General features: G+C 65.2%; 19 protein-coding genes and 2 pseudogenes. 9 read left to right on the plus strand and 12 right to left on the minus strand.

All coding sequences use genetic code 11. The annotated features are described in order from the left end of the window. Window positions 1–114 precede the first annotated feature (114 nt). From betA to ABQZ00_RS01670, 7 genes are all read right to left on the minus strand, one after another. Window positions 115–1,785 carry a choline dehydrogenase gene (gene betA / locus ABQZ00_RS01640; protein WP_323537766.1) on the minus strand — a complete coding sequence of 557 codons (1,671 nt, stop codon included), beginning with the start codon at window positions 1,783–1,785 and terminating at the stop codon, window positions 115–117. Between the two features lie 148 nt (window positions 1,786–1,933). Further along, a complete protein-coding gene (gene betB, locus ABQZ00_RS01645; protein ID WP_323537765.1) occupies window positions 1,934–3,406 on the minus strand; it encodes a betaine-aldehyde dehydrogenase in 1,473 nt (490 codons plus the stop codon). A 38-nt stretch (window positions 3,407–3,444) separates the two neighbouring features. Then, window positions 3,445–5,424, minus strand: a complete 1,980-nt coding sequence (betT, locus tag ABQZ00_RS01650) for a choline BCCT transporter BetT (RefSeq protein ID WP_055848216.1) — start codon at window positions 5,422–5,424, stop codon at window positions 3,445–3,447. A gap of 134 nt (window positions 5,425–5,558) precedes the next feature. After that, window positions 5,559–6,296, minus strand: a complete 738-nt coding sequence (locus ABQZ00_RS01655) for an endonuclease/exonuclease/phosphatase family protein (RefSeq protein WP_055848219.1) — start codon at window positions 6,294–6,296, stop codon at window positions 5,559–5,561. Between the two features lie 49 nt (window positions 6,297–6,345). Then, window positions 6,346–7,158 (minus strand): thiol:disulfide interchange protein DsbA/DsbL, encoded by an 813-nt coding sequence (locus ABQZ00_RS01660; protein ID WP_115513888.1) that lies wholly within the window; start codon window positions 7,156–7,158, stop codon window positions 6,346–6,348. A 91-nt stretch (window positions 7,159–7,249) separates the two neighbouring features. Continuing rightward, window positions 7,250–7,900, minus strand: a complete 651-nt coding sequence (locus ABQZ00_RS01665) for a thiol:disulfide interchange protein DsbA/DsbL (RefSeq protein ID WP_311238557.1) — start codon at window positions 7,898–7,900, stop codon at window positions 7,250–7,252. A 95-nt stretch (window positions 7,901–7,995) separates the two neighbouring features. Further along, complete coding sequence (locus tag ABQZ00_RS01670; protein ID WP_055848228.1) at window positions 7,996–8,793, minus strand: c-type cytochrome; 798 nt, start codon at window positions 8,791–8,793, stop codon at window positions 7,996–7,998. Window positions 8,794–8,936: 143 nt separating this feature from the next. On the opposite strand from ABQZ00_RS01670, the gene yihA reads away from it, so the two are divergent. Together yihA and ABQZ00_RS01680 are read left to right on the plus strand one after the other, a co-directional pair. Beyond that, window positions 8,937–9,560 carry a ribosome biogenesis GTP-binding protein YihA/YsxC gene (gene yihA / locus ABQZ00_RS01675; RefSeq protein ID WP_055848231.1) on the plus strand — a complete coding sequence of 208 codons (624 nt, stop codon included), beginning with the start codon at window positions 8,937–8,939 and terminating at the stop codon, window positions 9,558–9,560. A gap of 326 nt (window positions 9,561–9,886) precedes the next feature. Continuing rightward, a complete protein-coding gene (locus ABQZ00_RS01680) occupies window positions 9,887–11,251 on the plus strand; it encodes a glutamate--cysteine ligase (protein WP_104615380.1) in 1,365 nt (454 codons plus the stop codon). 294 nt (window positions 11,252–11,545) lie between these two features. Here ABQZ00_RS01680 and ABQZ00_RS01685 read toward each other — a convergent pair. The 3 genes and pseudogenes from ABQZ00_RS01685 to ABQZ00_RS01690 form a co-directional block, all read right to left on the minus strand. Continuing rightward, a pseudogene (locus ABQZ00_RS01685) lies at window positions 11,546–12,592 on the minus strand (ATP-binding protein); the annotation flags it as partial. A gap of 83 nt (window positions 12,593–12,675) precedes the next feature. Continuing rightward, a pseudogene (locus tag ABQZ00_RS23785) lies at window positions 12,676–13,018 on the minus strand (two-component sensor histidine kinase); the annotation flags it as partial. After that, window positions 13,015–13,734 (minus strand): response regulator, encoded by a 720-nt coding sequence (locus ABQZ00_RS01690; RefSeq protein WP_115513884.1) that lies wholly within the window; start codon window positions 13,732–13,734, stop codon window positions 13,015–13,017. The gene ABQZ00_RS01690 and the pseudogene ABQZ00_RS23785, both read right to left, overlap by 4 nt. A 137-nt stretch (window positions 13,735–13,871) precedes the next feature. On the opposite strand from ABQZ00_RS01690, the gene ABQZ00_RS01695 reads away from it, so the two are divergent. Further along, window positions 13,872–14,972 carry a glycosyltransferase gene (locus ABQZ00_RS01695; protein ID WP_323537764.1) on the plus strand — a complete coding sequence of 367 codons (1,101 nt, stop codon included), beginning with the start codon at window positions 13,872–13,874 and terminating at the stop codon, window positions 14,970–14,972. Window positions 14,973–15,014: 42 nt separating this feature from the next. Further along, window positions 15,015–15,203, plus strand: coding sequence for a hypothetical protein (locus ABQZ00_RS01700; protein WP_323537763.1), 189 nt, complete (start codon window positions 15,015–15,017; stop codon window positions 15,201–15,203). Window positions 15,204–15,277: 74 nt separating this feature from the next. On the opposite strand, the gene ABQZ00_RS01705 is transcribed toward ABQZ00_RS01700, so the two are convergent. After that, complete coding sequence (locus ABQZ00_RS01705; RefSeq protein WP_323537762.1) at window positions 15,278–16,450, minus strand: TDT family transporter; 1,173 nt, start codon at window positions 16,448–16,450, stop codon at window positions 15,278–15,280. A 107-nt stretch (window positions 16,451–16,557) separates the two neighbouring features. Between ABQZ00_RS01705 and ABQZ00_RS01710 the strand changes: the two genes are divergently transcribed. The 5 genes from ABQZ00_RS01710 to fghA all read left to right on the plus strand — a co-directional run bounded on the left by ABQZ00_RS01710 (window position 16,558) and on the right by fghA (window position 20,673). Continuing rightward, the gene (locus ABQZ00_RS01710) at window positions 16,558–17,472 is read left to right on the plus strand and encodes a LysR family transcriptional regulator (protein ID WP_323537761.1); all 915 of its coding nucleotides are present in this window, start codon (window positions 16,558–16,560) and stop codon (window positions 17,470–17,472) included. Between the two features lie 219 nt (window positions 17,473–17,691). Next, window positions 17,692–17,967, plus strand: a complete 276-nt coding sequence (locus tag ABQZ00_RS01715; protein ID WP_046963271.1) for a metal/formaldehyde-sensitive transcriptional repressor — start codon at window positions 17,692–17,694, stop codon at window positions 17,965–17,967. A 64-nt stretch (window positions 17,968–18,031) separates the two neighbouring features. Then, window positions 18,032–19,141 carry an S-(hydroxymethyl)glutathione dehydrogenase/class III alcohol dehydrogenase gene (locus ABQZ00_RS01720; RefSeq protein WP_323537760.1) on the plus strand — a complete coding sequence of 370 codons (1,110 nt, stop codon included), beginning with the start codon at window positions 18,032–18,034 and terminating at the stop codon, window positions 19,139–19,141. 67 nt (window positions 19,142–19,208) lie between these two features. After that, complete coding sequence (gfa, locus tag ABQZ00_RS01725) at window positions 19,209–19,784, plus strand: S-(hydroxymethyl)glutathione synthase (protein ID WP_055850259.1); 576 nt, start codon at window positions 19,209–19,211, stop codon at window positions 19,782–19,784. A 58-nt stretch (window positions 19,785–19,842) separates the two neighbouring features. Beyond that, on the plus strand, window positions 19,843–20,673 hold the full coding sequence (gene fghA / locus ABQZ00_RS01730; protein ID WP_323537759.1) for an S-formylglutathione hydrolase: 831 nt from the start codon (window positions 19,843–19,845) through the stop codon (window positions 20,671–20,673). Window positions 20,674–21,018: 345 nt separating this feature from the next. Here fghA and ABQZ00_RS01735 read toward each other — a convergent pair whose 3' ends face one another. Then, a complete protein-coding gene (locus ABQZ00_RS01735) occupies window positions 21,019–21,357 on the minus strand; it encodes a hypothetical protein (RefSeq protein ID WP_055848259.1) in 339 nt (112 codons plus the stop codon). Window positions 21,358–21,372: the final 15 nt, after the last annotated feature.

The raw sequence follows: 21,372 nt of genomic DNA on the forward strand, positions 1-21,372 counted from the left end.
CCCGTCATGGCAAGGCGCCTGTTTCGACGATGGCGCAATGCTTGCGATGGGCTGCGGATGCGCGACGCGTCAGAACGCACCCGGGCATCCGCAGCCTTCAATCGTGGCCGATCGTTATCGACGCACCGGCGCGTCGCCGGCGATGTAGTAATCGGCCGTGCTGCGCGCCAATGGCGCACGTCCCCGCATGCGGTCGGCGATCTTCTCGGCGATCATGATCGTGGTCGCGTTGAGGTTGCCGGTGATGATGCGCGGCATGATCGAGGCATCGATGACGCGCAGGCCTTCCATCCCATGCACGCGGCCTTGTCCATCTACCACGGCCATGTCATCGGTGCCCATCGCACACGAGCACGACGGGTGATACGCGGTTTCCGCCCGCGAGCGCACAAACGCGTCCAGCTCGGCGTCGGTCTTGCAATCGGCGCTGGGACTGATCTCGCGTCCGCGGTAAGGGTCCAGCGCGGGCTGCGAGATGATCTCGCGGGTGATGCGGATCGCATCGCGAAATTCCTGCCAGTCCTGATCGGTGGACTGGTAGTTGAAGAGGATGGACGGATGCTGGCGCGGGTCGCGCGACTTGGCGTGCACGCGCCCGCGGCTGGGCGTGCGCATCGAGCCGACATGCGCCTGAAACCCATGTTCCTTCACCGCATTGCTACCGTTGTAATTGATCGCCACCGGCAGGAAGTGGTACTGGATGTTGGGCCAGTCGAACTCGTCGCGCGTGCGGATAAAGCCGCCGGCTTCGAACTGATTGCTGGCGCCGGTGCCGGTGCCGGCAAACAGCCACTCGGCGCCAATCGCGGGCTGGTTCCACCATTGCAGCGCCGGATACAACGACACCGGTTTGGTGCAGGCGTACTGGATATAGACCTCCAGATGATCCTGCAGATTCTGGCCGACGCCGGGCAGGTCGTGGACCAGCTGGACGTCGAGTGCGCGTAGCAGATCCGGTGCGCCGACGCCGGAGCGCTGCAACAGCTGCGGTGAAGCGATGGCGCCGGCACAGACCAGCACTTCGCGGCGTGCATGCGCATCGATGCCCTCGCTGCTGTTGCCGACCAGGTAATGCACGCCGATCGCGCGCTTGCCGGCAAACAGGATGCGATCGGTGGTGGCGTGGGTGACGATGTGCAGGCCATCGCGCGGCTTTGCCATGTCCAGATAGCCACGCGCCGTGCTCGCACGACGACCCTGTGGCGTCACGGTGCGGTCCATCGGCCCGAAGCCTTCCTGTTGGTAGCCATTGAGATCGTCGGTACGCGGATAGCCTGCCTGCACGCCGGCATCGACCATCGCGTGGAACAGCACGTTGTTGTCGTTCTTCGGCGTGGCCACGCTCACCGGGCCTTCGCCGCCGTGATAATCGTTGGCGCCGATGTCGCGCGTCTCGGCCTTGCGGAAGTAGGGCAGCACGTCGCGGTAGCTCCAGTCTTCCAGACCCGGGCGTTTGGCCCAGTGGTCGAAGTCGAGCGCGTTGCCGCGGATGTAGCACATGCCATTGATCAGCGACGAACCGCCCAGGCCTTTGCCGCGCCCGCATTCCATGCGCCGGTTGTCCATATGCGGCTCCGGCTCGGTTTCATAGGCCCAGTTATAGCGGCGGCCCTGCAGCGGAAACGCGAGTGCGGCCGGCATCTGGGTACGGAAATCCAGCCGGTAATCCGGCCCGCCCGCTTCGAGCAGGAGCACCGTCACGCCGAGGTCTTCGGTCAGACGTGCAGCCAGCACGTTGCCTGCCGAGCCGGCGCCGATGATGATGTAGTCGTATTCGCGTTGCATGGTGGTCTCCTGATGCGTGTGCGGTGCAGCGGCAGTCAAGGCACTGCGCAGTCGTTGTTCTGTGCGCGGCAACGTGCCGGTGCACGCAGCGCGTGTGTCGGGCGCAACGCACGCATCCATCGATCGCGTGCGTTGCGGCGTAGGCCGCTTAAAACACCGATGCGTAGCGTTCCAGCTCGACCTGTATCGACTTGGTGCGCGTATACGCCTGCAGGGTCGCCAGGCCATTTTCGCGCCCCACGCCGGACTGCTTGTAACCGCCCACCGGCATGGGTGCAGGCGACTCGCCCCAGGTATTGATCCAGCAGATGCCCGCTTCCAGACGATGGATCAGCCGGTGCGCACGCGCCAGATCGGGCGTGACCAATCCGGCGGCCAACCCGTACGTGGTGGCATTGGCACGGGTCACCGCTTCGTCTTCGTCGTCGTAGGTGAGCAGGCTCAGTACCGGCCCGAAGATTTCCTCGCGCACGATCGCCATCACGTCGGTGCAATCGCTGAAGATCGTCGGTGCCACGTAATAGCCGTGCGCCAGCGCACCGTCGCGTAGCCGCTCGCCGCCGCAGAGCAGGCGCGCACCTTCGGCCTTGCCCTGGTCGATGTAGTCCAGCACGCGCTGCATGTGCGCGGCGCTGACCATCGGGCCAAACGTCGTGTTCGTATCGAGCGGGTCGCCGATATGGATGCGTTGCACGCGTGCCAGCAGCCGTGCTTCGAAGGCGGTACGCAGCGCACGCGGCACGAATACGCGGGTGCCGTTGGTACACACCTGCCCGGAGCTGTAGAAGTTGGCCATCATCGCGATGTCGGCGGCCAGATCCAGATCGGCATCGGCGCACACGATCAACGGCGATTTGCCGCCCAGCTCCATGGTCACGTCTTTCAATGACGAACTCGATGCGCTGGCCATCACCTTGCGCCCGGTCGCGGTGCCGCCGGTGAAGCTGATCTTCTCGATCTGCGGGTGTTCGGTAAGTGCGGTGCCCACGCTGGCGCCGTCACCGGGCAGCACGTTGAACACGCCATCGGGCAGGCCGGCTTCAGTGAAGATTTCGGCCAGCTTGAGTGCGGTGAGTGGCGTCACTTCGCTGGGTTTGAAGATCATTGCATTGCCAGCCGCCAGCGCGGGCGCGGCCTTCCACAGTGCGATCTGGATCGGGTAATTCCACGCACCGATCGCGCCGACCACGCCCAGCGGCTCATGCCGCGTGTAGAAGAAGCTGCCTTCGCGCAACGGCACCTGCACGCCTTGCAGCGCCTGCGATACGCCGGCGTAGTATTCCAGCACGTCGGCGCCGGTGACGATGTCCACGCTGCGCGTTTCGCTCAGCGGCTTGCCGGTATTGAGCGTCTCCAGCTCGGCCAGCGCGTCGTTGCGCTCGCGCAGCAATGCCACCGCGCGCAGCAGGATGCGCGAGCGCTCCACCGTCGTCAGCGCTGCCCACACGCGTTGGCCGGCCTTGGCGCTATCGACCGCGGCGTCCAGATCGTCGGCGCCAGCGTTGTGCACATTGGCCAGCACTTCGCCGGTGGCGGGGTTGATCACTTCGAACGTGTGGCCGCCGCGGGCGGGAACATATCGGCCGCCGATGTACAGCAGCTGGTCGGGGAAACGTGGCATGACAAACCTCCTTGGGACGGTCGCCGCAGCGATGCAACTCAACGCGTGAGGTGCAAAAACTGCAGGTGACGCTCGTATTGATCGATGATGTCGTTGATGATTTGTTCGCGGCTGTAGCCGACCAGGTCGTAGTCCTGACTGCCTTCGTACAGATAGACTTCGGCGCGGTAATAGCGCTGGTTGCGGAAACGCTGCGCCACGAACGACGGAGTGAGATATCCGCGCATCACCACCTGGTAGCGGAAGCCTTGTTGTTCGCCATGATCGACGCTGATTTCCATGTCGCCGTCGTCGACCCGGCTGCTGACCTTCCAGCCTTCTTCCTGCAACTGCGCGGCCACCGCTTCGATCGCCGGGCGCACCTGGTCGTGCATGAAGCGGTAGACCTCATCGCGCGCAGGGAAGTGCATCGCCTGGCCCAGGCGCTGGCGCCAGCCACCGTGATGACGCGATTGCCCGATGAGCGGGCTGGGGCTGTAGAGCTGCGCACGTTTGCGCTGCGATTCTTCGCTCAGCGCGCGCGACAGGCCCCACGCCATCAGCAGCAGTACCGCAGAAAACGGCAGAGATGCCAATACCACCGCCGATTTCAGCGCGTCCATGCTACCGGCCAGCAATAAACCTGCAGTGACCACGGCGGTCAGCACGCCCCAGAACACGCGCAGCCAGCGCGGGCCGTCGTCGTGCGGCTCGCCGCCGTGCGAGGACAGCGTGGACAGCACCACGGTGCCGGAGTCGGCAGAGGTGACAAAGAACACAAAGCTGATCGCCACCGTCACCGTGATTACGGTGCGGCTCCACGGGTAGTTTTGCAGCAGCGAGTACAGCACCGTCTGCGGCGCATCGATGGCTTGTTGCGCCAATGCGCCCTGGCCATGGTGCAGCAACTGATCCAGCGCGCTATTGCCGAAGATCGACAACCACGCCAGGGTGAATCCCAGCGGGATCAGCAACACGCCCAGCACGAATTCGCGAATGGTGCGGCCGCGCGAAATGCGCGCGATGAATAAGCCGACGAAGGGTGCCCAGCCGATCCACCACGCCCAGTAGAACACCGTCCAGTTGCCCAACCAGTCGGCACGGCCGCCATAGGCATAGACGTCGAAACTCTTGCCGACCACGCTGCCCAGGTAGTCGCCCAGGTTCTGCATCAACGCATTGAGCAGATATTGCGTTGGGCCGGCAAACAGCATGAACAACAGCAGCGCGATCGCCAGCAGCATGTTGATGTCCGACATCCAGCGCACGCCTTTTTCGACGCCGGACACCGCCACCACAATCGCCGCGCCCATCATCGCCACGATCAGCGCGACCTGCACCCAATGCGTATGCGGCACATCGAACAAGGTGCTCAGCCCGGCATTGAGATGCAGCACGCCAAAGCCCATGTCTGCGCCGATGCCGAACACCGTTGCCACAATGCCCAGCGCATCCACGGTGTAGCCGATCGGCCCGTTGATGCGCTTGCCGATCAGTGGATACAGCGCCGAGCGCAATGCCAGCGGCAGGTTGTGGCGAAAGGCGAAATACGCCAGCGCCATGGCCGCCAGCGCGAACACGCCCCAGCCGTGCAGGCCCCAATGCAGAAACAGCAATTGCATGGCCTGACGTGCGGACGCTTCACCGCTGCCGGTGCCACCTTGAGGCGGCTGCAGATAATGGGTCAGTGGTTCGGAGACGCAGAAGAAGAACAGCGTGATGCTGATACCGGCCGCGAACAACATGCCGGCCCAGGAGAGATAGCTGAATTCCGGTTCGTCGTGATCGGCGCCGAGCTTGATGTTGCCGTAACTGGAGAGCGCAGTGCCCAGCACGAACACCAGATACAGCGTCATCGCCAGCAGGTAGTACCAACCGACATTGCGCGAGGCCCAGGTCTGCGCATCCAGCAGCACGCGGCCTGCGTCCAGCGGAAACAGCGCCACCAGCAAGGCGAATGTGCACACCACCGTCGCCGCCAACAAAAACACCGGCCGCAAGGTGCGCACCGGCAACGGCTGCGGTTCGACTGCACTCATACCGACGCACTCATAGGATGCGTATCACGTGACGTGCTCCCAACGAAAAACCGCCTGCGTTATCGCACAGGCGGTGTCTAGGGGGTGTCGTCGGTCGAGTTCGCCAGTGCGAACCCGTCGGCACTTTGCGTGCGCTAGCGCAGCAACTGTAGCGGAACGCGGATGTCCATGCCCACTGCCAGATGATCGGAGAACGCGGCAGGAATCGCTTCGGTGTGCTCGATCACCAGACTGTCGCTGACCAGGATATGGTCGATCGCCCGGTCCGGGCGCCAGCTTGGGAAGGTGTGCACCACGCAGCTCGGCGGCTGCAATCGGGTATGCCGATACAACGCCTGCATCTCTGGACGGTCGGCCACGCAGTTGAAGTCGCCCATCAGCATCGCGTTGGGATGCTCGGACAGCAGCTCGGCGATGAAGGCCAACTGGGCCATGCGCGAATTGGCGCCCAGCGACAGATGCGCCACCGCAACCGCGAGCCCATCGCGGCCTTGCCCGAACTTGGCCAGCAGGATGCCGCGCCCGCCGATGCGGCCGGGCAGGGCGTGGTCCTGGACTTCCAGCGGTTCCAGCTTGCTCAGCAAGCCGTTGGCACTGGACGCCACCCCACCCATGCGGCGGTTGGGCTGGTGGCTCCAGTAGTGGAAGCCGGCACGCTCGGCCAGATAGTGGGTCTGGTTGGTGAAGCCCGAGCGCAGGCTGCCCGGGTCGGCCTCCTGCAGGCCGACGATGTCGCGGTCGCCGGCCAGCTTGGCGATGCTGTCCAGGCTGGTGCGTTTGGCCCCCAGCGGTAACGCGTGCGACCAGCTGCGGGTGACGTAGTCGCTGTAACGGCGGGTGCTGGAGCCGGCCTGGATATTGGCGGTCAGCACCCGCAGGGTGCGCGAGTCCGAAGCGTTCACGATGCGGCGGTCGCCTCGATCACTTGGCCAGCGTGGCGCGTTCGCGCGCGATCAGGTGATCGGCGATGCGCAGCATGTCCGGGAAGCTCTTGCCCTTGACCAGGTACTTGCCGTTGACGATCAGCGACGGCGTGCCGGTGATCTGGCTACGGGTAGCGAACTGCTTGGCGCGGTTGGTCTTGGCCGAGACGCCGAAGCTGCTCATGGTGTCGATGAAAGTCTTCTGGTCCACGCCGTACTTGGCGTAGAACGCGGCGATGTCCTGCACCGAATCCTTGCCGCGCTCGCCCTTGAGGGTCTGGTCGACGTGGATGGCCTTGTACAGCGCTTCGTGGGTCTTTTCCTGCACGCCCAGCGTCTCGGCGGCGTAGAACGCGCGCGCATAGTCATCCCACGGGCCACCGAACATCGCCGGGACGTAGACGAAATGCACGTCCGACGGCAGGCCGGCCTTCCACGGCCCGATCAGCGGCTGGAACGCGTTGCAGGCCGGGCAGACATAACCGAACACCTCGGCCACTTCGATCTTGCCGGCAGCCTGCTGGTACGGCTGGGCTGCCTGGATGTCCACATAGTCGGTGCCGGCGACCGGCTCGGGGCCGTTCGGTGCGCGCGGAGCGGCGCTGGGCGCGGCGGCCGGCGGCGTGGTGGCGCTTTCGCCAACCGCAGGCGGGGCGGCCGGATCGGCAGCCGGGGCAGCGGCAGGTGCAGACGCCGTCCCGGCAGCCGGCGTAGCGGCGGCAGGTGCGGTGTCGGACGAGCCGTCCTGGGCCTTGCAGGCGACCAGGATCGGCAGCAGCGCCATCAGCGTCAGGGCGAAGCGGGTCTTCATCGGATTGGATCTCCAGCGTGGGGCGAGGAAAGGGCCGGACGGCCGCGGGGCGCATGATGCCACGGGCCGCCGTCGGTGGCGGTTACGCGGTTCAGCGCTTGGCAGCTGCGGCGTGCTCGCGGGCGATGAGGTAGTCGGCCACGCGCAGCATGTCCGGGTAATTGCGCGCGCCGATCAGATAGCGCCCGTTGACGATGATGGCCGGGGTGCCAGGCAGCTTGCTGCGCTTGGCGAAGTCGCGCGCGGCATCCAGCTTGGCGTCCACCGCCTGGCTCTTGTAGGTCTCGACGAAGCGCTGCTGCGGCACGCCGTAGTCGGCGTAGAACGCCGCCAGTTCTTCCGGTGCCACGTTCTGGGAAGGCACGCTCTGCTTTTCGTGGATGGCGTCGAACATGGCGCGGTGGCTGCGCTTGGCCACGCCGAGGATGTCGGCGGCGAAGTACGCGCGCGCAAATGCGTCCCAGAACCCGCCAAAGGCTGCCGGCACCGGGGTGAAGCGCACGTAGGACGGTTGCTTGGCCGCCCAGGCTTCCAGCGTCGGCTCGAAGTGCGCGCAATGCGGGCAGGTGTAGCCGAACACTTCCACCACTTCGACCTTGCCGGCCAGCGGCGCATACGGCTGGCCGCCGTCGATCAGGGTGTAGTCCTCGCCTTCGACCGGCGGCGCCGTCTTGTCGGCGGCGCAGGCCACCAGTGGCACCAGGATCAACAACAGCAGGGACAGGCGGGAAAGCAGATTCATGCAGGCTCCGTGGGGATCTCAAGAGGGGGCGGGAAACGACGACGCCGGTCGCGGGACCGGCGTCGTGACACGGTGGAGCAGGTGGGCGCCTCAGCTCATGAGCGCGCCGGTGTCCCGGCAGGCGTCTGTGCAGCGGCGGCATCGTCGGCGCGGTCGTGCAGACCTTGCAGATAGCTGGACAGCGCCTGGATCTCCTGCTCGCTCAGCGGGCGTGCCACCTGCGCCATGATATTGAACAGCGCCGGATTGCGCTCCTGGGTGGTGCCGGCCTGGTAGTCCTTCAGGCGCCGCGCCACGTAGTCGGCATGCTGGCCACCCAGGCGCGGATACGCCGGGCCCGGATTGCCGCCACCGGACGGGCCGTGGCACGCCATGCAGGCGGGGACGCCGCGCGCGATGTCGCCACCGCGGTAGAGCTTTTCGCCGACCTCGTAGAACTTCATGCCCTGATACGGGCCCTCGGCGATCACTGCGTCGTCGGCGACCCCGGCGGATGCCTTCTGGGTGGCGAAGTAGGCGCCCAGGTCGCGCATGTCCTGCGCGGTGAGGTCCTTGACGAACGGCACCATCACCGCCGACATCCCGCTATTGCGCTCGCCGCTGGCGATCAGGGCCACCTGATGCGCAACGTAGCGCTCGGTTTGCCCGGCGATGCGCGGGTACATGGCTACCGCTGGATTGCCGTCGGGGCCGTGGCAGGCGGCGCAGGCGGCCGCCTTTGTCTGCCCGGCCTTGGCATCGCCCCAGGTGGTCTTGGCCAGATCCACCTCCAGCGGCGCAACGCGCACGGGCGGTGGATCGGGGATCGGCGTGACCGCCGATTGCGCAAACGCCACGGCGGCAATGACCGGCACGGCGAGGGCGGTGAGGACTAGCACACGAGCATGGCGCATCAGCTAAAGCTCCGTATGGACCCGGCCCGCGCGCGTTGGGTGCTGGCAGTGGCAGGCATGCTTGGATTATCGACACGCCTTTGCGCCAGGGTCAACGAACAGTGCAGCAAAACCGCCGGGCCCGAACGTGCGATCCTAGTGAGATGTCGCTCCTTATCGAACAAGCCCGCTACCACCTGTCCGCCCATAACGCCCGGCAATTGCCCGACGATGGCGGTTACGAGGTGGCCTTCGCCGGCCGCTCCAACGCCGGAAAATCCAGCGCACTCAATGCGCTGACCCGCCAGAACGCGCTCGCTCGCGTGTCCAAGACCCCCGGCCGCACCCAGCAGCTGGTGTTCTTCCAGATCCAGCCCGAGCGCTATCTGGTGGATCTGCCCGGTTACGGCTACGCCAAGGTGCCGCAGGACCTGCAGGCACACTGGCAGGCCTTCATCGACCGCTATTTCCGCACCCGCGAGGCGCTGCGCGGCCTGGTGGTGGTGATGGACATCCGCCATCCGCTCAAGGATTACGATCTGCAGATGCTCGGCTACGCCGCCGAACGCGGCCTGCCCGCGCACGGTTTGCTGACCAAGGCCGACAAGCTCGGCCGTGGCCAGCAGATGCAGACCCTGCAGAAGGTGAAGAAGGAAGTGACCTCGCGCTTCGGCGACAGCGTGACCGTGCAGACCTACTCCGGCGAATCGCGCCAGGGTGTGGACGAACTGCGCGGCATCGTCGGCGGCTGGCTGGGCCTGGGTGTGGAAACGCCCGCGGCCGAGTGATGCCTGGCGGCCGCCACGGCCGCGTCCCTTTGATGCGATGCAAGACGGCGAGCCAGTGCTCGCCGTCTTTGTGTGTGCCGGTCGGTACGGGCCTGTCGGCCGCCAGGGTCGACCGGTGTACCGGTTGCGGCCGGCTGGCGCATAGGCGGCGCGGTGGACTGCGGTGATGCGCACTGCGGCTCATCCTGCGGCATGCGCATGGATGGAAATCTCAGACCCGGTCGATGGCGGCAATACTTGCATGCCCTGCGGGTATAGTGCGGGCCTTGCGGTGGCTGGGAAGTATCCCCACATCGTCCCACCCCTTCACGTTTGCGAGCCTGCCCTTGTCGAGTCCCAGCCACGTCGCCGAAACGCCGATTACCGAACGCGCGGAACTGGTCCAGGTGCTGGCCTCCGGCGAGAAGCCCAGTGCGGACTGGCGGATCGGGACCGAGCACGAGAAGTTCGGCTTCCAGCTCGATGACCTGCGCGCGCCCACCTTCGAAGGCGCGCGTGGCATCCAAGCCTTGCTGACCGGGTTGACCCGTTTCGGCTGGGAGCCGGTGCAGGAAAACGGCCACACCATCGCGCTGCTGCGCGACGGTGCCTCGGTGACGCTGGAGCCGGCTGGCCAGCTGGAACTGTCCGGCGCGGCGGTGGAAACCCTGCATGACACCTGCGTGGAAACCGGCACCCATCTGGACGAAGTGGCCCAGGTCGCCGGCGAGTTGCAGCTTGGGTTCCTGGGCATGGGCTTCCAGCCTAAGTGGCGGCGCGACCAGATGCCGTGGATGCCCAAGGGCCGCTACCAGATCATGAAGAACTACATGCCCAAGGTCGGCTCGCTCGGCCTGGACATGATGACGCGCACCTGCACGGTGCAGGTCAATCTGGATTACGCCACCGAAGCGGACATGGTGCAGAAGTTCCGCGTGTCGCTGGCGTTGCAGCCGATCGCCACCGCCTTGTTTGCCGATTCGCCGTTCACCGAGGGCAAGCCCAACGGCTACCTGAGCTATCGCTCGCACATCTGGACCGATACCGACGCCGATCGCACCGGCATGCTGGATTTCGTGTTCGAAGACGGCTTTAGCTACGAGCGGTACGTCGATTACCTGCTCGATGTGCCGATGTATTTTTCGTATCGCAACGGCGTCTATGTCGATGCCAGCGGGCAGAGCTTCCGCGATTTCATGCAAGGCAAGCTGCCGGCATTGCCGGGTGCGTTGCCGACGCTGCGCGACTGGTCGGACCACATGACCACCGCATTTCCGGAAGTGCGCCTGAAGAAATATCTGGAAATGCGTGGCGCCGATGCCGGCCCGTGGAATCGCCTGTGCGCGTTGTCGGCGTTCTGGGTGGGGCTGTTGTACGACCAGACCGCGCTCGATGCGGCCTGGGACCTGGTCAAGGATTTCAGCCCGACCGAACGCCACGCCTTGCGCGACGGCGTGCCCAAGCACGCGCTGGGCCTGCCATTCCGCAACGGCACCGTGCGCGACCTGGCGGTAGAGGCGGTCAACATCGCCCGCGAAGGCCTGCGCCGACGCGCGCGCTTGAATGGCGATGGCCAGGACGAAACCGGCTTTGTCGACGTGATCGCCGAGATTGCCGAAAGCGGCGTCACTGCCGCCGAGCGCAAGCTGGCGCTGTATCACGGCGCCTGGAACGGCGATATTGACCGTGTATTCCGCGAGTTTGCGTACTGATTGAGTGATGTGCGGTCAACTGCGCGTCGTGATGCGGCGCGTGTTGCTGTGGGTCAGTGCGTGAGCGGTTAGCTGTCGGTAGTGAAGCCCTGGTTGCGTGCTGATTCCACCCTGGTGCCCTGATGCGCACGGTCGCCCACATTCTCCGCGTGGGTGACCGACGAGCGCGTTACCAACCTTGGCTCGGCGCGACAGTTTGGTCGCCAGCGGAGTGCGTTGCCCCATGATGCGCGCGATGAGGCCACTGCTGGTCGTGCGCGCTGATCCCTTGTCCCCGTCGGTTCCGGTCTGCGTTCAGCGCCGCTCCGGCATGCACGGCAGGCGCACCGTTACGCGCAGCCCGCCATGGGCGCGATTGTCCAGGCGCAGGTCGCCGCCATGCGCCAGCACGATGCTGTGCGCCACCGACAAGCCCAGGCCGATGCCACCGGTACCACGGTTACGCGAGGACTCGCCACGCACGAACGGCAGTAGCAGTTGTTCGCGCTGGGTGGGGTCGATGCCGGGGCCGTCGTCGTCGATCCACAACACACCATCTTCGCCATCGCGGGTGAGCTGCAGGCGCGCGCACTTGCCGTATTTCAGTGCGTTTTCGAGCAGATTCATCAGCGCGCGGCGCAATGCCAGCGGGTCGCCGTCCAGAGTGATGGTCGGGCCGGGCAGCAGCACCGCGTCGGCGCCGATATCGGTGGCGTTGTCGACCACGCTCTCCACCAGCAGGCGCAGATCCAGCGGCGCGCGTTCGCCGCGATGGCGATCGTTCTGGATGAAATCCAGCGCCGCGGAAATCATCGCCTTCATTTCGTCGATATCGGCCAGCGCCTTTTCGCGCAGTGGCGGTTGCAGGCCGTCCAGTCGAAACGACAGCCGCGCCAGCGGCGTGCGCAGGTCGTGCGCGATGGCCGCCACCATGTGGGTACGTTCGTTGATCAGCCGGTTCAGACGCCCCTGCATCGCATTGAACGAATCGGCGGCGCGGACGATCTCCGGCGGGCCGCTGCGTTGCAAGGCGGCGGCGTGGGGATTGCGGCCCAGCCGGTCGGCGGCTTCGGCAAAGCGCTTGATCGGCGCCGACAGTGCGCGCGAGAACCACCATGCAAGCGGCACATTGGCGAGCAGGCCGGCCAGGAACAGCAGCACGATATGGGTCTTGAACTCAGCCGACAGCCGCCGTCGCGGCGACTCCACCGTGCGCCAGCGGCCATCGGGCTGCTGCAGGGCGGCGGTGAAGCCATCCAGCAGCGGCACGCCGGGGGTGAGGCGTTCGCTCTCCCAATCGTCCGGCGCCTGGTCCATGCGCAGCCCATTGCCGAACGGCGGGTCGCCAGCTGGGCGGCCGGACGCCCATTCCGGCGACATCCGTCGTATACCGTTGCTGTCCGCGGCACTGGCCGCGTGCTGCCGTCGCGGTCGGTCCGCGGCAAGCTGCGGGCTCTCGCGGTCGTCGGCACTGCGATAGAACCGCACGCGTTGCGCGTCGACATCCAGCCAGTGGGCCAGCAGCATTTCCGCGAAGGCGTCGCGCACCTGGCCAGGCGGCGCTGTTGGCACCTGCACGCTGTCGTGCACCTTGAGGGTCTGGGTGCCGGCGGGCATGCGCGTGGACAGCAGCGCCACTACTTCCGGCGGGTGCACCGGCGGCTCGTAGACGGGGGTGCGCATCACCAGCAGGGCGATGCCGATGGCCTGGGCGGTGAGCAGCGCCACCGCCAGCAGGACGAACGTGCGGGCAAAGATCGACAGCCCGCGACGTGCCGGTTTACTCACAGACGCGAGACGCCCGGCAGCAGCATGTAGCCTTCATTACGTACGGTGCGAATCAGTTCGGTATGGACGCGCTCGTTGATCTTGCGGCGCAGGCGGCTGATCTGGCTGTCGATGGCGCGGTCGTAGACGTCGGTATCGCGGCCGCGCGCATAGTCCAGCAACTGGTCGCGGCTGAGCACGCGCTGCGGGTGCTCGACGAAAGTGCGCAACAGCGCGAATTCGCCGTCGGAGAGATTGATGAAGATGCCGGTGGGGTCGCGCAGGTCGCGGCGCACCACGTCCAGGCGCCAGCCGGCGAATTCGTAGACGTTTCCGCGCTGGTCGGCCTGCTCGTTGCTGGCTTGGCTGCGGCGCAGCAAGGCGCGCACCCGCGCCAGCAGTTCGCGCGGGTTGCAGGGTTTGGCCAGATAGTCGTCGGCGCCCACTTCCAGGCCGATGATGCGGTCGGTGTCGTTGCCCAGCGCACTGAGCATGATGACCGCCGGCGAACCGCGTTCGCTGGCCAGGGCGCGCGCTGCGCTCAGCCCATCTTCTCCCGGCATCATCACGTCGAGTACGATGAGGTCCGGGCGGCGTTGCGCCATGCGCGTGCGCATGTCCGCCACGTTTTCGGCAACGTCCACCTGGTAGCCATGCGCGCTGAGGAACTCGCCGATCAGCTTGCGCAGGTCCGGGTCGTCGTCGACCACAAGAACGCGGGGTTGTTGCATGTCCATGGGAATCATCGTCGGTGGCGCGGAGGTCGGTCCGCGCAGGGTGGTGGCTACCGGATACATGGTGCTCGCAGGTGCAAGGCTGGAACCCACATCATAAACATCAAATTTGTCAACTATTGGCACACGTGCAAGGCAACATGACGGGACGGGACATCACGCAGGACACCATCGCTTCGACACTGCGCCATCCCGATGGCGGGTGCGTGCATGACAAGGCGTTTCCGATGATGCGGGTGATCAGTCGCGACAACGGCGTGGGCCTGACCCGCGACATGGTACTGATGGCGCAGACCTTGCGCGCCGGCGGCGTGCCCGTGCAGGAGCTGGGGTTCACCAGCCAGCGGTTGCAGGACACCGGGCGCGAAGCGCGGCTATGGGCCAGTCGCGCGCTGTTCGGGCGGGTGCCGCTGCAGATCTTTTCCGAGCGTGTGTATGCGCGCTGCCTGCCGCTGGGGCAGATCAACCTGCTGGTGCCCAATCCGGAATGGCTGCTGCCCAAATGGCTGCCGTTGCTGCCGAAATTCGACGCGGTGCTGTGCAAGACCCACCATGCCGAGCGGATTTTCCAGAGCCTGGGCTGCACCACGCGTTTCATCGGCTTTACCAGCCCGGATCGCCACGATGCGCAGGTGCCGCGCCAGCGTGCGTTTTTCCATCTGGCCGGGCGCAGCACTGCCAAGGGCACCCGCGTGCTGCTGGAGACCTGGAAGCAGCATCCGGAGTGGCCGCTGCTGACGGTGGTGCAAAACCCGCGGACTGCCGGTAAACCAGTGGTGGCGCCGAATATCGATCACCGCGTGCGCTATCTAGACGATGCCGAGTTACGTCGGCTGCAGAACGCACACCTCTTCCACATCTGTCCCTCCGAGGCCGAAGGCTTCGGCCACTACCTGATGGAAGCGCTGAGCGTGGGTGCGGTGACCTTGGCCACCGATGGCGAGCCGATGAACGAGCTGGTCAAGCCAGAGCATGGCGTATTGATTCCGGTGGGCGACGTGCGCCAGCGACGCCTGGCGTCGTATTACTACGTGGACGCAGCGGGCATCGCGCAGGCGGTGGAAACCGCGCTCGTCATGCCGCAGGCCGCGCTGGACACGCTGTCGGCCAATGCGCGTGCGTTTTATCAGGCCAATGATGCCGCCTTTGCAGCGCGCTTCCGCAGCGCGGTACTGGCATCGCTGCCGGACCATGCGCCGCAAAACGCCGTCGGCATTGCGCCGGTAGTGGTCGATCGTTGAGGGATCGACGCGCTTGTCAGCGCTTGTGGTCGTTACGACTGCATGCCGTTGCTCATCAACGGCATGCGCATCTTCCTCGTGCGTGAGTTCAAGCGGACGCTGCCATCGAAAGGTTGCAGCGTCACTGATGCTGCGAAGTTCACCCCGCTATTCGATCGCGCCGGCGCGCTGGCAGGCTTGCTTGGTACTCACAGTCACGGCGTCGAATGCATGCAATGTACGACCGATTAGTCGCCGGCTAGGTACAGCGCAGCGATGCCGAAATCCAATTGCAACGAATCGATCAAGCACTCCTACTGCACCACTCACGGCGCGGTCGTTTCGCTGTGCAGTTCCGCAATGCAGGGCGACACAAATAGATTGCCGCGATATGCGCCGGCCAGCGTCCTGGCTGCGACGACTGCCCAGACCACACCAAGCACGGCCACCAGGGCGACGCCGAGCAGATTGAAGAACATCAGCTGCACTAGCGCGCCAAGTTTCAAGGTGGCCACTGCGTAGACGCCAAGTGGAAAGGTAAAACCCCACCAGCCCAGATTGAACGGCACCTCGGCACGGAAATAGCGTGCGGTGATCAGCACCGACAGCAGCAGCCACCAGGCGCCTAGGCCCCAGAACAGCACGCCGCCGATCACGCCGATGCCCGCCGCGATCTGCCCGAGCTCGGCCAGCCCGTGTGCAGCGAAGATCGCCGGGGCGTCGGCGCCCATCACCAGCATGCCCAGCGCACCGGTCGCGATTGGGCCGAGCGACAACCAGCTCGATGCCGCCATGCTGGCCGGCGGCAGCTGATGCAAGGCCATGCGCAGCAGCAGGATGACCAGGATGCTCATCGCCACCGGCACCGAATACGCCCACAACGCATAGCTGGCAATCAGCACCGCGAAGCGGCTGCCTGCATCGGCAAGGTGCGGAGCCAGCAGCCCGCCGCTGGCCGCCGCCACTTCGGCCGCCACCACCGGCAACAGCCACACCGCCGTCATCTGCTCGATGCGGTGCTGCTGCCGGGTGAACATCAGATACGGCACGCCCACTCCGCAAGCCACGGCCATCGCCACATCCGCCCACCACAGGGCCTCGGCCAGCGGCAGCACGGCGCTGCCCCAACGTGGCAAGCCGTACAGCAACAGACCGTTGATGATGGTCGCCAGGCCCATCGGGATGGTGCCCAGGAACATCGACGCGCTGGCGTGCCCGAAGATCCGTCTGGCTTCATCGAAGAACAGTACCCAACGCGCGGCATACAGCAGCGCGAAGACGACAAACAGCGCAACGTTGCACATCCACAGGCGCGCGCCGATCGCCGCCAAGCCTGGAACAGGCCACGGCAGTTGCCCGAGCGCCAGGGCAAAAATGCCGGTGCCCATGGTGACGGCGAACCAGCTCGGGGTGAATTGACGGATGACCTCACGCGGGCCGGACAGTGCTTTGAAGGGGCGCAGCCACTGGGTGACTGGGAGTGCAGTGACGGTAGACATGGCGGCATGTGACGCAATGGGGAGGGCAGTGGCAACAGTGTCGAGCGCCAGTCCATAGCTGTAAAACGGGTAATATTTCTAATCAATACTTGTAAGGCAGGTAGATTGTGCGTCTGACGCTGCGGCAACTTCAGATCTTTTGCGCCATCGCCCAACATGGCAGCACCACCAGTGCCGGGCTGGTGGTGGCGTTGTCGCAGTCGGCCACCAGCGCGGCGCTCAATGAGCTGGAGCATGCGTTGGGCACGCAGTTATTCGATCGCGTCGGCAAACGCCTGGTGCTCAACGATGTCGGCACCGCGCTGCTGCCGCAGGCGCGCAAGCTGCTCGATGGCGCACACGAGATCGAAGCGGGTTTCGAACCGGGCACCACTGCCGCTAGAGGTCGCTTGAAGATCGGTTGCAGCACGACGATCGGCAATCATGTGTTGCCGCTGGTGCTGCATGCGCTACGCAAGCAGGCGCCAGCGCTGCGCGTGGATATGGAAAGTGCCAATAGCAGCGCGATCGCGCGCAAGGTGGCCAACTTCGAGTTGGACATGGGGTTGATCGAAGGGCCTTGTCATTTGCCGGAGCTGCGTGCGGAGCCCTGGTTGCTGGACGAACTGCTGGTCGTGGTCGGTCGCCGACATGCGTTGGCCAAGCAGCCCAAGGTCACGCTGGCCGACCTGCGCGACGCCGACTGGCTGTTGCGCGAGCCAGGCTCGGGCACGCGTGAAGAGGTCGAGCAGTTGCTGCTGCGGCATCTGCATGCGTTGTCCGATACCCGCCAGATCGGCAGCTCGGAAGCGATCAAGAACATGGTGGTGCAGGGCCTGGGTGTGAGTTGCCTGTCGCGCTGGGTTGTGGATGAGCTGATCGCAACGAAGAAGTTGAAGCCGCTGAGCGGCGGGCTGCCGCGACTGACCCGGCGGTTCTTTCTGATCGCGCATCGCGACAAGTTTTTTTCGCCGAATCTGCAGCGCTTTCACGACGCCTGCCTGCAGTTCAAGCTGGAGCGGGGCGAGCCTGCGCACCGTTAGGCATCGGCCATGCGCTGCTGCGCAATCGCGTGCGGCAATGCAGCAGGGTGATACGCGCAGCAACGCCTGGATGTGACGCGAAGGCGAGGCGGCGATGATGTGAGCGCGGTCACCTTCTGTTGCGTGCAGTGTGCGTATCGACTGCTCAATAGCCCTCGACATCGCTTTTTCCATACAGATGCCTATACTGCCCCCCAGTATCTTGGGTCGAGGGCCGGCATGCCGCATTCGCCGCTGGAAAAGAAACGCGCACTGGCGCGGGTACGGCGGTTGCGTGGGCAGTGCGATGCACTTGAGCGTGCGTTGCAGTCGGGCGCAGACTGCGCCCCAGTGCTACAGCAGATCGCCGCGATCCGGGGGGCAGTGAATGGGCTGATGTCGCAGGTGCTTGAAGCGCATATCCGTGAAGACTTCGGGCATGCCGCTGCGTCCGATGCACAACGCGCCGAGCGGGTACAGGACTTGCTCGGCCTGGTCCGGTCTTACCTCAAATGAACTCCCACCGGGCCGGCGCATGCCGCGCCCGTCCTCGAACATCCTCGTCAGGAGCGCTATCCCAATGAAATCCCGTGCAGCAGTCGCATTCGGACCCGGCAAGCCGCTGGAAATCGTCGAGATCGACGTCGCACCGCCGAAGGCCGGCGAAGTGCTGGTCCGCATCACCCACACCGGCGTGTGCCATACCGATGCCTTCACGCTGTCCGGCGATGACCCGGAAGGTATCTTCCCGTCGGTGCTGGGCCACGAAGGCGGCGGCATCGTCGAGCAGATCGGCGAAGGCGTGACCAGCGTCAAGGTCGGCGACCACGTGATCCCGCTGTACACGGCCGAATGCCGCAAGTGCAAATTCTGTCTGTCCGGAAAGACCAACCTGTGTCAGGCCGTGCGTGCCACCCAGGGCAAGGGCCTGATGCCGGACGGCACCACGCGCTTCTCCTACAACGGCGAGCCGATCTTCCACTACATGGGCTGCAGCACCTTCAGCGAATACACCGTGGTGCCGGAAATCTCGCTGGCCGTGGTCAATCCCGAAGCGCCGCTGGAAAAGGTCTGCCTGCTCGGCTGCGGCGTCACCACCGGCATCGGCGCGGTGCACAATACCGCCAAGGTCAAGCCGGGCGAAAGCGTGGCGGTCTTCGGGCTGGGCGGCATTGGTCTTGCGGTGATCCAGGGCGCGGTGCAGGCCAAGGCCGGGCGCATCCTGGCCATCGATACCAACCCCGGCAAGTTCGACCTGGCGCGCAGCATGGGCGCCACCGATTGCATCAACCCGAAGGACCACGACAAGCCGATCCAGGAAGTCATCGTTGAGTTGACCGACGGCGGCGTGGATTTCAGCTTCGAGTGCATCGGCAACGTCAACGTGATGCGTTCGGCGCTGGAGTGCTGCCACAAGGGCTGGGGCGAGAGCGTCATCATCGGCGTGGCCGGTGCAGGCCAGGAAATCAGTACCCGCCCGTTCCAGCTGGTGACCGGCCGCGTGTGGCGCGGCTCGGCCTTCGGTGGTGTCAAGGGACGTACGCAATTGCCGGGTATGGTGGAGCAATCGATGAAGGGCGAGATCGATCTGGACCCGTTCATCACCCACACCATGCCGCTGGAAGAGATCAACGAGGCCTTCCATCTGATGCATGAAGGCAAGTCGATCCGCACCGTGATTCATTTCTGACCGTACGGCCAGGATCGGCGCGCGGCCGCTTCCGCGCACGCAGTACCCGATACCCGGGAGGGGCATGATGACTACCGTGTCGATTCATCCGTCGGTGGACAGTGGAGTAGCGCGTGGGGCGGCCGGCGGCTTTGCAGGCGGAACCCTGCAATGCCATTGCGCCAGCGACAAGGTAACCGTGGACGTGGCGGCGCAGACCGCGCACAACCACGCTTGCGGCTGCAGTAAATGCTGGAAGCCGGAAGGGGCAACCTTTTCCGTAATCGCGGTGGCGCCGCGCGACAAGATCACGGTGACCGCACATGCGGAGAAGCTCAAGATCGTCGATGAAAGTGCAACGATCCAGCGGCATGCGTGCACCGGCTGCGGTGTGCACATGATCGGCCGCATCGAGAAAAAGGATCACGCGTTCTACGGTCTGGATTTCATCCACACCGAACTGTCGCAGCAGTCGGGCTGGTCGCCGCCGGGGTTTGCGGCGTTCGTGTCGTCCATCATCGAAACCGGTACGCCGCCGGAGCAGATGGAAGGCGTGCGCGCGCGGCTGACCGAGCTGGGCTTGCAGCCGTACGATTGCCTGTCGCCGGGATTGATGGACGCGTTGTCGGCCCAGGTGGCGCGTCAGAAGGGTCTGCTGCACTGACCCACCCGCCGCGCAGCCGGTGACGCCGGCTGCGCGGTCTTCTTTACGAAGGAATTCCATGGAACGTATCGAACACCGCGCATGCTTCGGCGGTTGGCAGGACGTGTACCGGCATCAGTCGCAGGCCTTGGATTGCAGCATGACGGTAGGGGTGTATCTGCCGCCGCAGGCCGCCGAGGGTCCGTTGCCGGTGCTGTACTGGCTCAGTGGCCTGACCTGCACCGAACAGAACTTCATCGGCAAGGCCGGCGCGCAGCGCTACGCGGCCGAACACGGCGTGATCGTCGTGGCGCCGGACACCAGCCCGCGTGGCGACGATGTGGCCGACGCGGAGGGCTACGACATCGGCAAGGGCGCCGGTTTCTATGTCGATGCCACGCAGCAGCCGTGGGCAGCGCATTACCGCATGTACGACTATGTGGTGAACGAATTGCCGGCGTTGATCGAAGCGACATTCGCCACCACCGGTGCGCGTGCGATCAGCGGCCACTCGATGGGCGGCCATGGCGCATTGACCATCGCGCTGAAGAATCCGGGCCGCTATCGCAGCGTCTCTGCATTTTCGCCGATCGTGGCGCCGAGCCAGGTGCCGTGGGGCGAGAAGGCTTTTGGGCACTATCTGGGCGACGATCGCGACAGCTGGAAGGCGTATGACGCCACCGCGTTGATCGCACAGGCGCAGGAGCGTTTGCCGCTGTTGATCGATCAGGGCGGGGCGGACGAATTCCTGGAAAACCAGCTGAGAACCGGGTTATTCGAAGACGCGGCCAAGGCTGCGGCGTATCCGGTGACCGTGCGGATGCAGCCCGGGTACGACCATAGCTATTACTTCATCGCCAGCTTTATTGGCGAGCATATTGCGCATCATGCTGCGGCATTGCGTGGTTGATTGTTTCGTTGCGTAAGTAGTAGTTGGCTGAGTGAGTAGTAGTGCGTGTGCGATAGGGCGACGCACGGTGGTGCGCGTGGCGTGGCGTTGCTGTGTTGTGCGTTCTGGTGCCGCGCATCAAGCGGCGACCCGATGTCCCTTCTCCCGTCGGGAGAAGGTGCCCCGCAGGGGTGGATGAGGGTACGGGCCGCAGCTTGGTGCAGAAAGTGATTGCCTGAGAGGCTTCGCGCCGTACCCTCACCCCAACCCCTCTCCCGGCGGGAGAGGGGCTTTAAGCGGCACGATGCCTCTGACCGTACCTAGCGCAGTTGCTGCGCAGCGTGTCTGCCTATCTGATACACGCCGTCAACGTACGTCGCGCATTTCCCAGTGATGGCCGGCCAGGGCCTGCATGCGCTGCTTGAACAGATCGCCGGGGATGCTGGTGGTGGCGACCAGGTCGATGCGCAGATCGTCCTGCTTGCCGGTGACGGTGGCCGATGGATCGGTGATGCCCAGGCTGGGGTCCACCTCGTCCGGGTCGGCCTGCAGTTGGCGCCAGCGATCGAACCAGGCCGGGTCGCGCAGTGCGGCCTGCAACTGTTCGGCAAACGCCTCGGCGCCGTTAGCGGTGAAGCTCACCGACGGCGCGCTGCCGCGGGCGAGCTTGGGGTCGGGCAGGCTGATCGAGTAGCTGACAGGCATGGACACACTCCGTTG

It is taken from the genome of Xanthomonas sp. WHRI 10204 (assembly GCF_040202875.1).
In the GTDB taxonomy this organism is placed as follows: Bacteria; Pseudomonadota; Gammaproteobacteria; order Xanthomonadales; family Xanthomonadaceae; genus Xanthomonas.

Coding starts and splice junctions, on each gene's coding strand:
- betA (WP_323537766.1), bottom strand. CDS start 1,785: ATGCAACGCGAATACGACTACATCATCATCGGCGCCGGCTCGGCAGGC.
- betB (WP_323537765.1), bottom strand. CDS start 3,406: ATGCCACGTTTCCCCGACCAGCTGCTGTACATCGGCGGCCGATATGTT.
- betT (WP_055848216.1), bottom strand. CDS start 5,424: ATGAGTGCAGTCGAACCGCAGCCGTTGCCGGTGCGCACCTTGCGGCCG.
- ABQZ00_RS01660 (WP_115513888.1), bottom strand. CDS start 7,158: ATGAAGACCCGCTTCGCCCTGACGCTGATGGCGCTGCTGCCGATCCTG.
- ABQZ00_RS01665 (WP_311238557.1), bottom strand. CDS start 7,900: ATGAATCTGCTTTCCCGCCTGTCCCTGCTGTTGTTGATCCTGGTGCCA.
- ABQZ00_RS01670 (WP_055848228.1), bottom strand. CDS start 8,793: ATGCGCCATGCTCGTGTGCTAGTCCTCACCGCCCTCGCCGTGCCGGTC.
- yihA (WP_055848231.1), top strand. CDS start 8,937: ATGTCGCTCCTTATCGAACAAGCCCGCTACCACCTGTCCGCCCATAAC.
- ABQZ00_RS01690 (WP_115513884.1), bottom strand. CDS start 13,734: ATGGACATGCAACAACCCCGCGTTCTTGTGGTCGACGACGACCCGGAC.
- ABQZ00_RS01695 (WP_323537764.1), top strand. CDS start 13,872: ATGACGGGACGGGACATCACGCAGGACACCATCGCTTCGACACTGCGC.
- ABQZ00_RS01700 (WP_323537763.1), top strand. CDS start 15,015: ATGCCGTTGCTCATCAACGGCATGCGCATCTTCCTCGTGCGTGAGTTC.
- ABQZ00_RS01705 (WP_323537762.1), bottom strand. CDS start 16,450: ATGTCTACCGTCACTGCACTCCCAGTCACCCAGTGGCTGCGCCCCTTC.
- ABQZ00_RS01715 (WP_046963271.1), top strand. CDS start 17,692: ATGCCGCATTCGCCGCTGGAAAAGAAACGCGCACTGGCGCGGGTACGG.
- ABQZ00_RS01720 (WP_323537760.1), top strand. CDS start 18,032: ATGAAATCCCGTGCAGCAGTCGCATTCGGACCCGGCAAGCCGCTGGAA.
- gfa (WP_055850259.1), top strand. CDS start 19,209: ATGACTACCGTGTCGATTCATCCGTCGGTGGACAGTGGAGTAGCGCGT.
- fghA (WP_323537759.1), top strand. CDS start 19,843: ATGGAACGTATCGAACACCGCGCATGCTTCGGCGGTTGGCAGGACGTG.
- ABQZ00_RS01735 (WP_055848259.1), bottom strand. CDS start 21,357: ATGCCTGTCAGCTACTCGATCAGCCTGCCCGACCCCAAGCTCGCCCGC.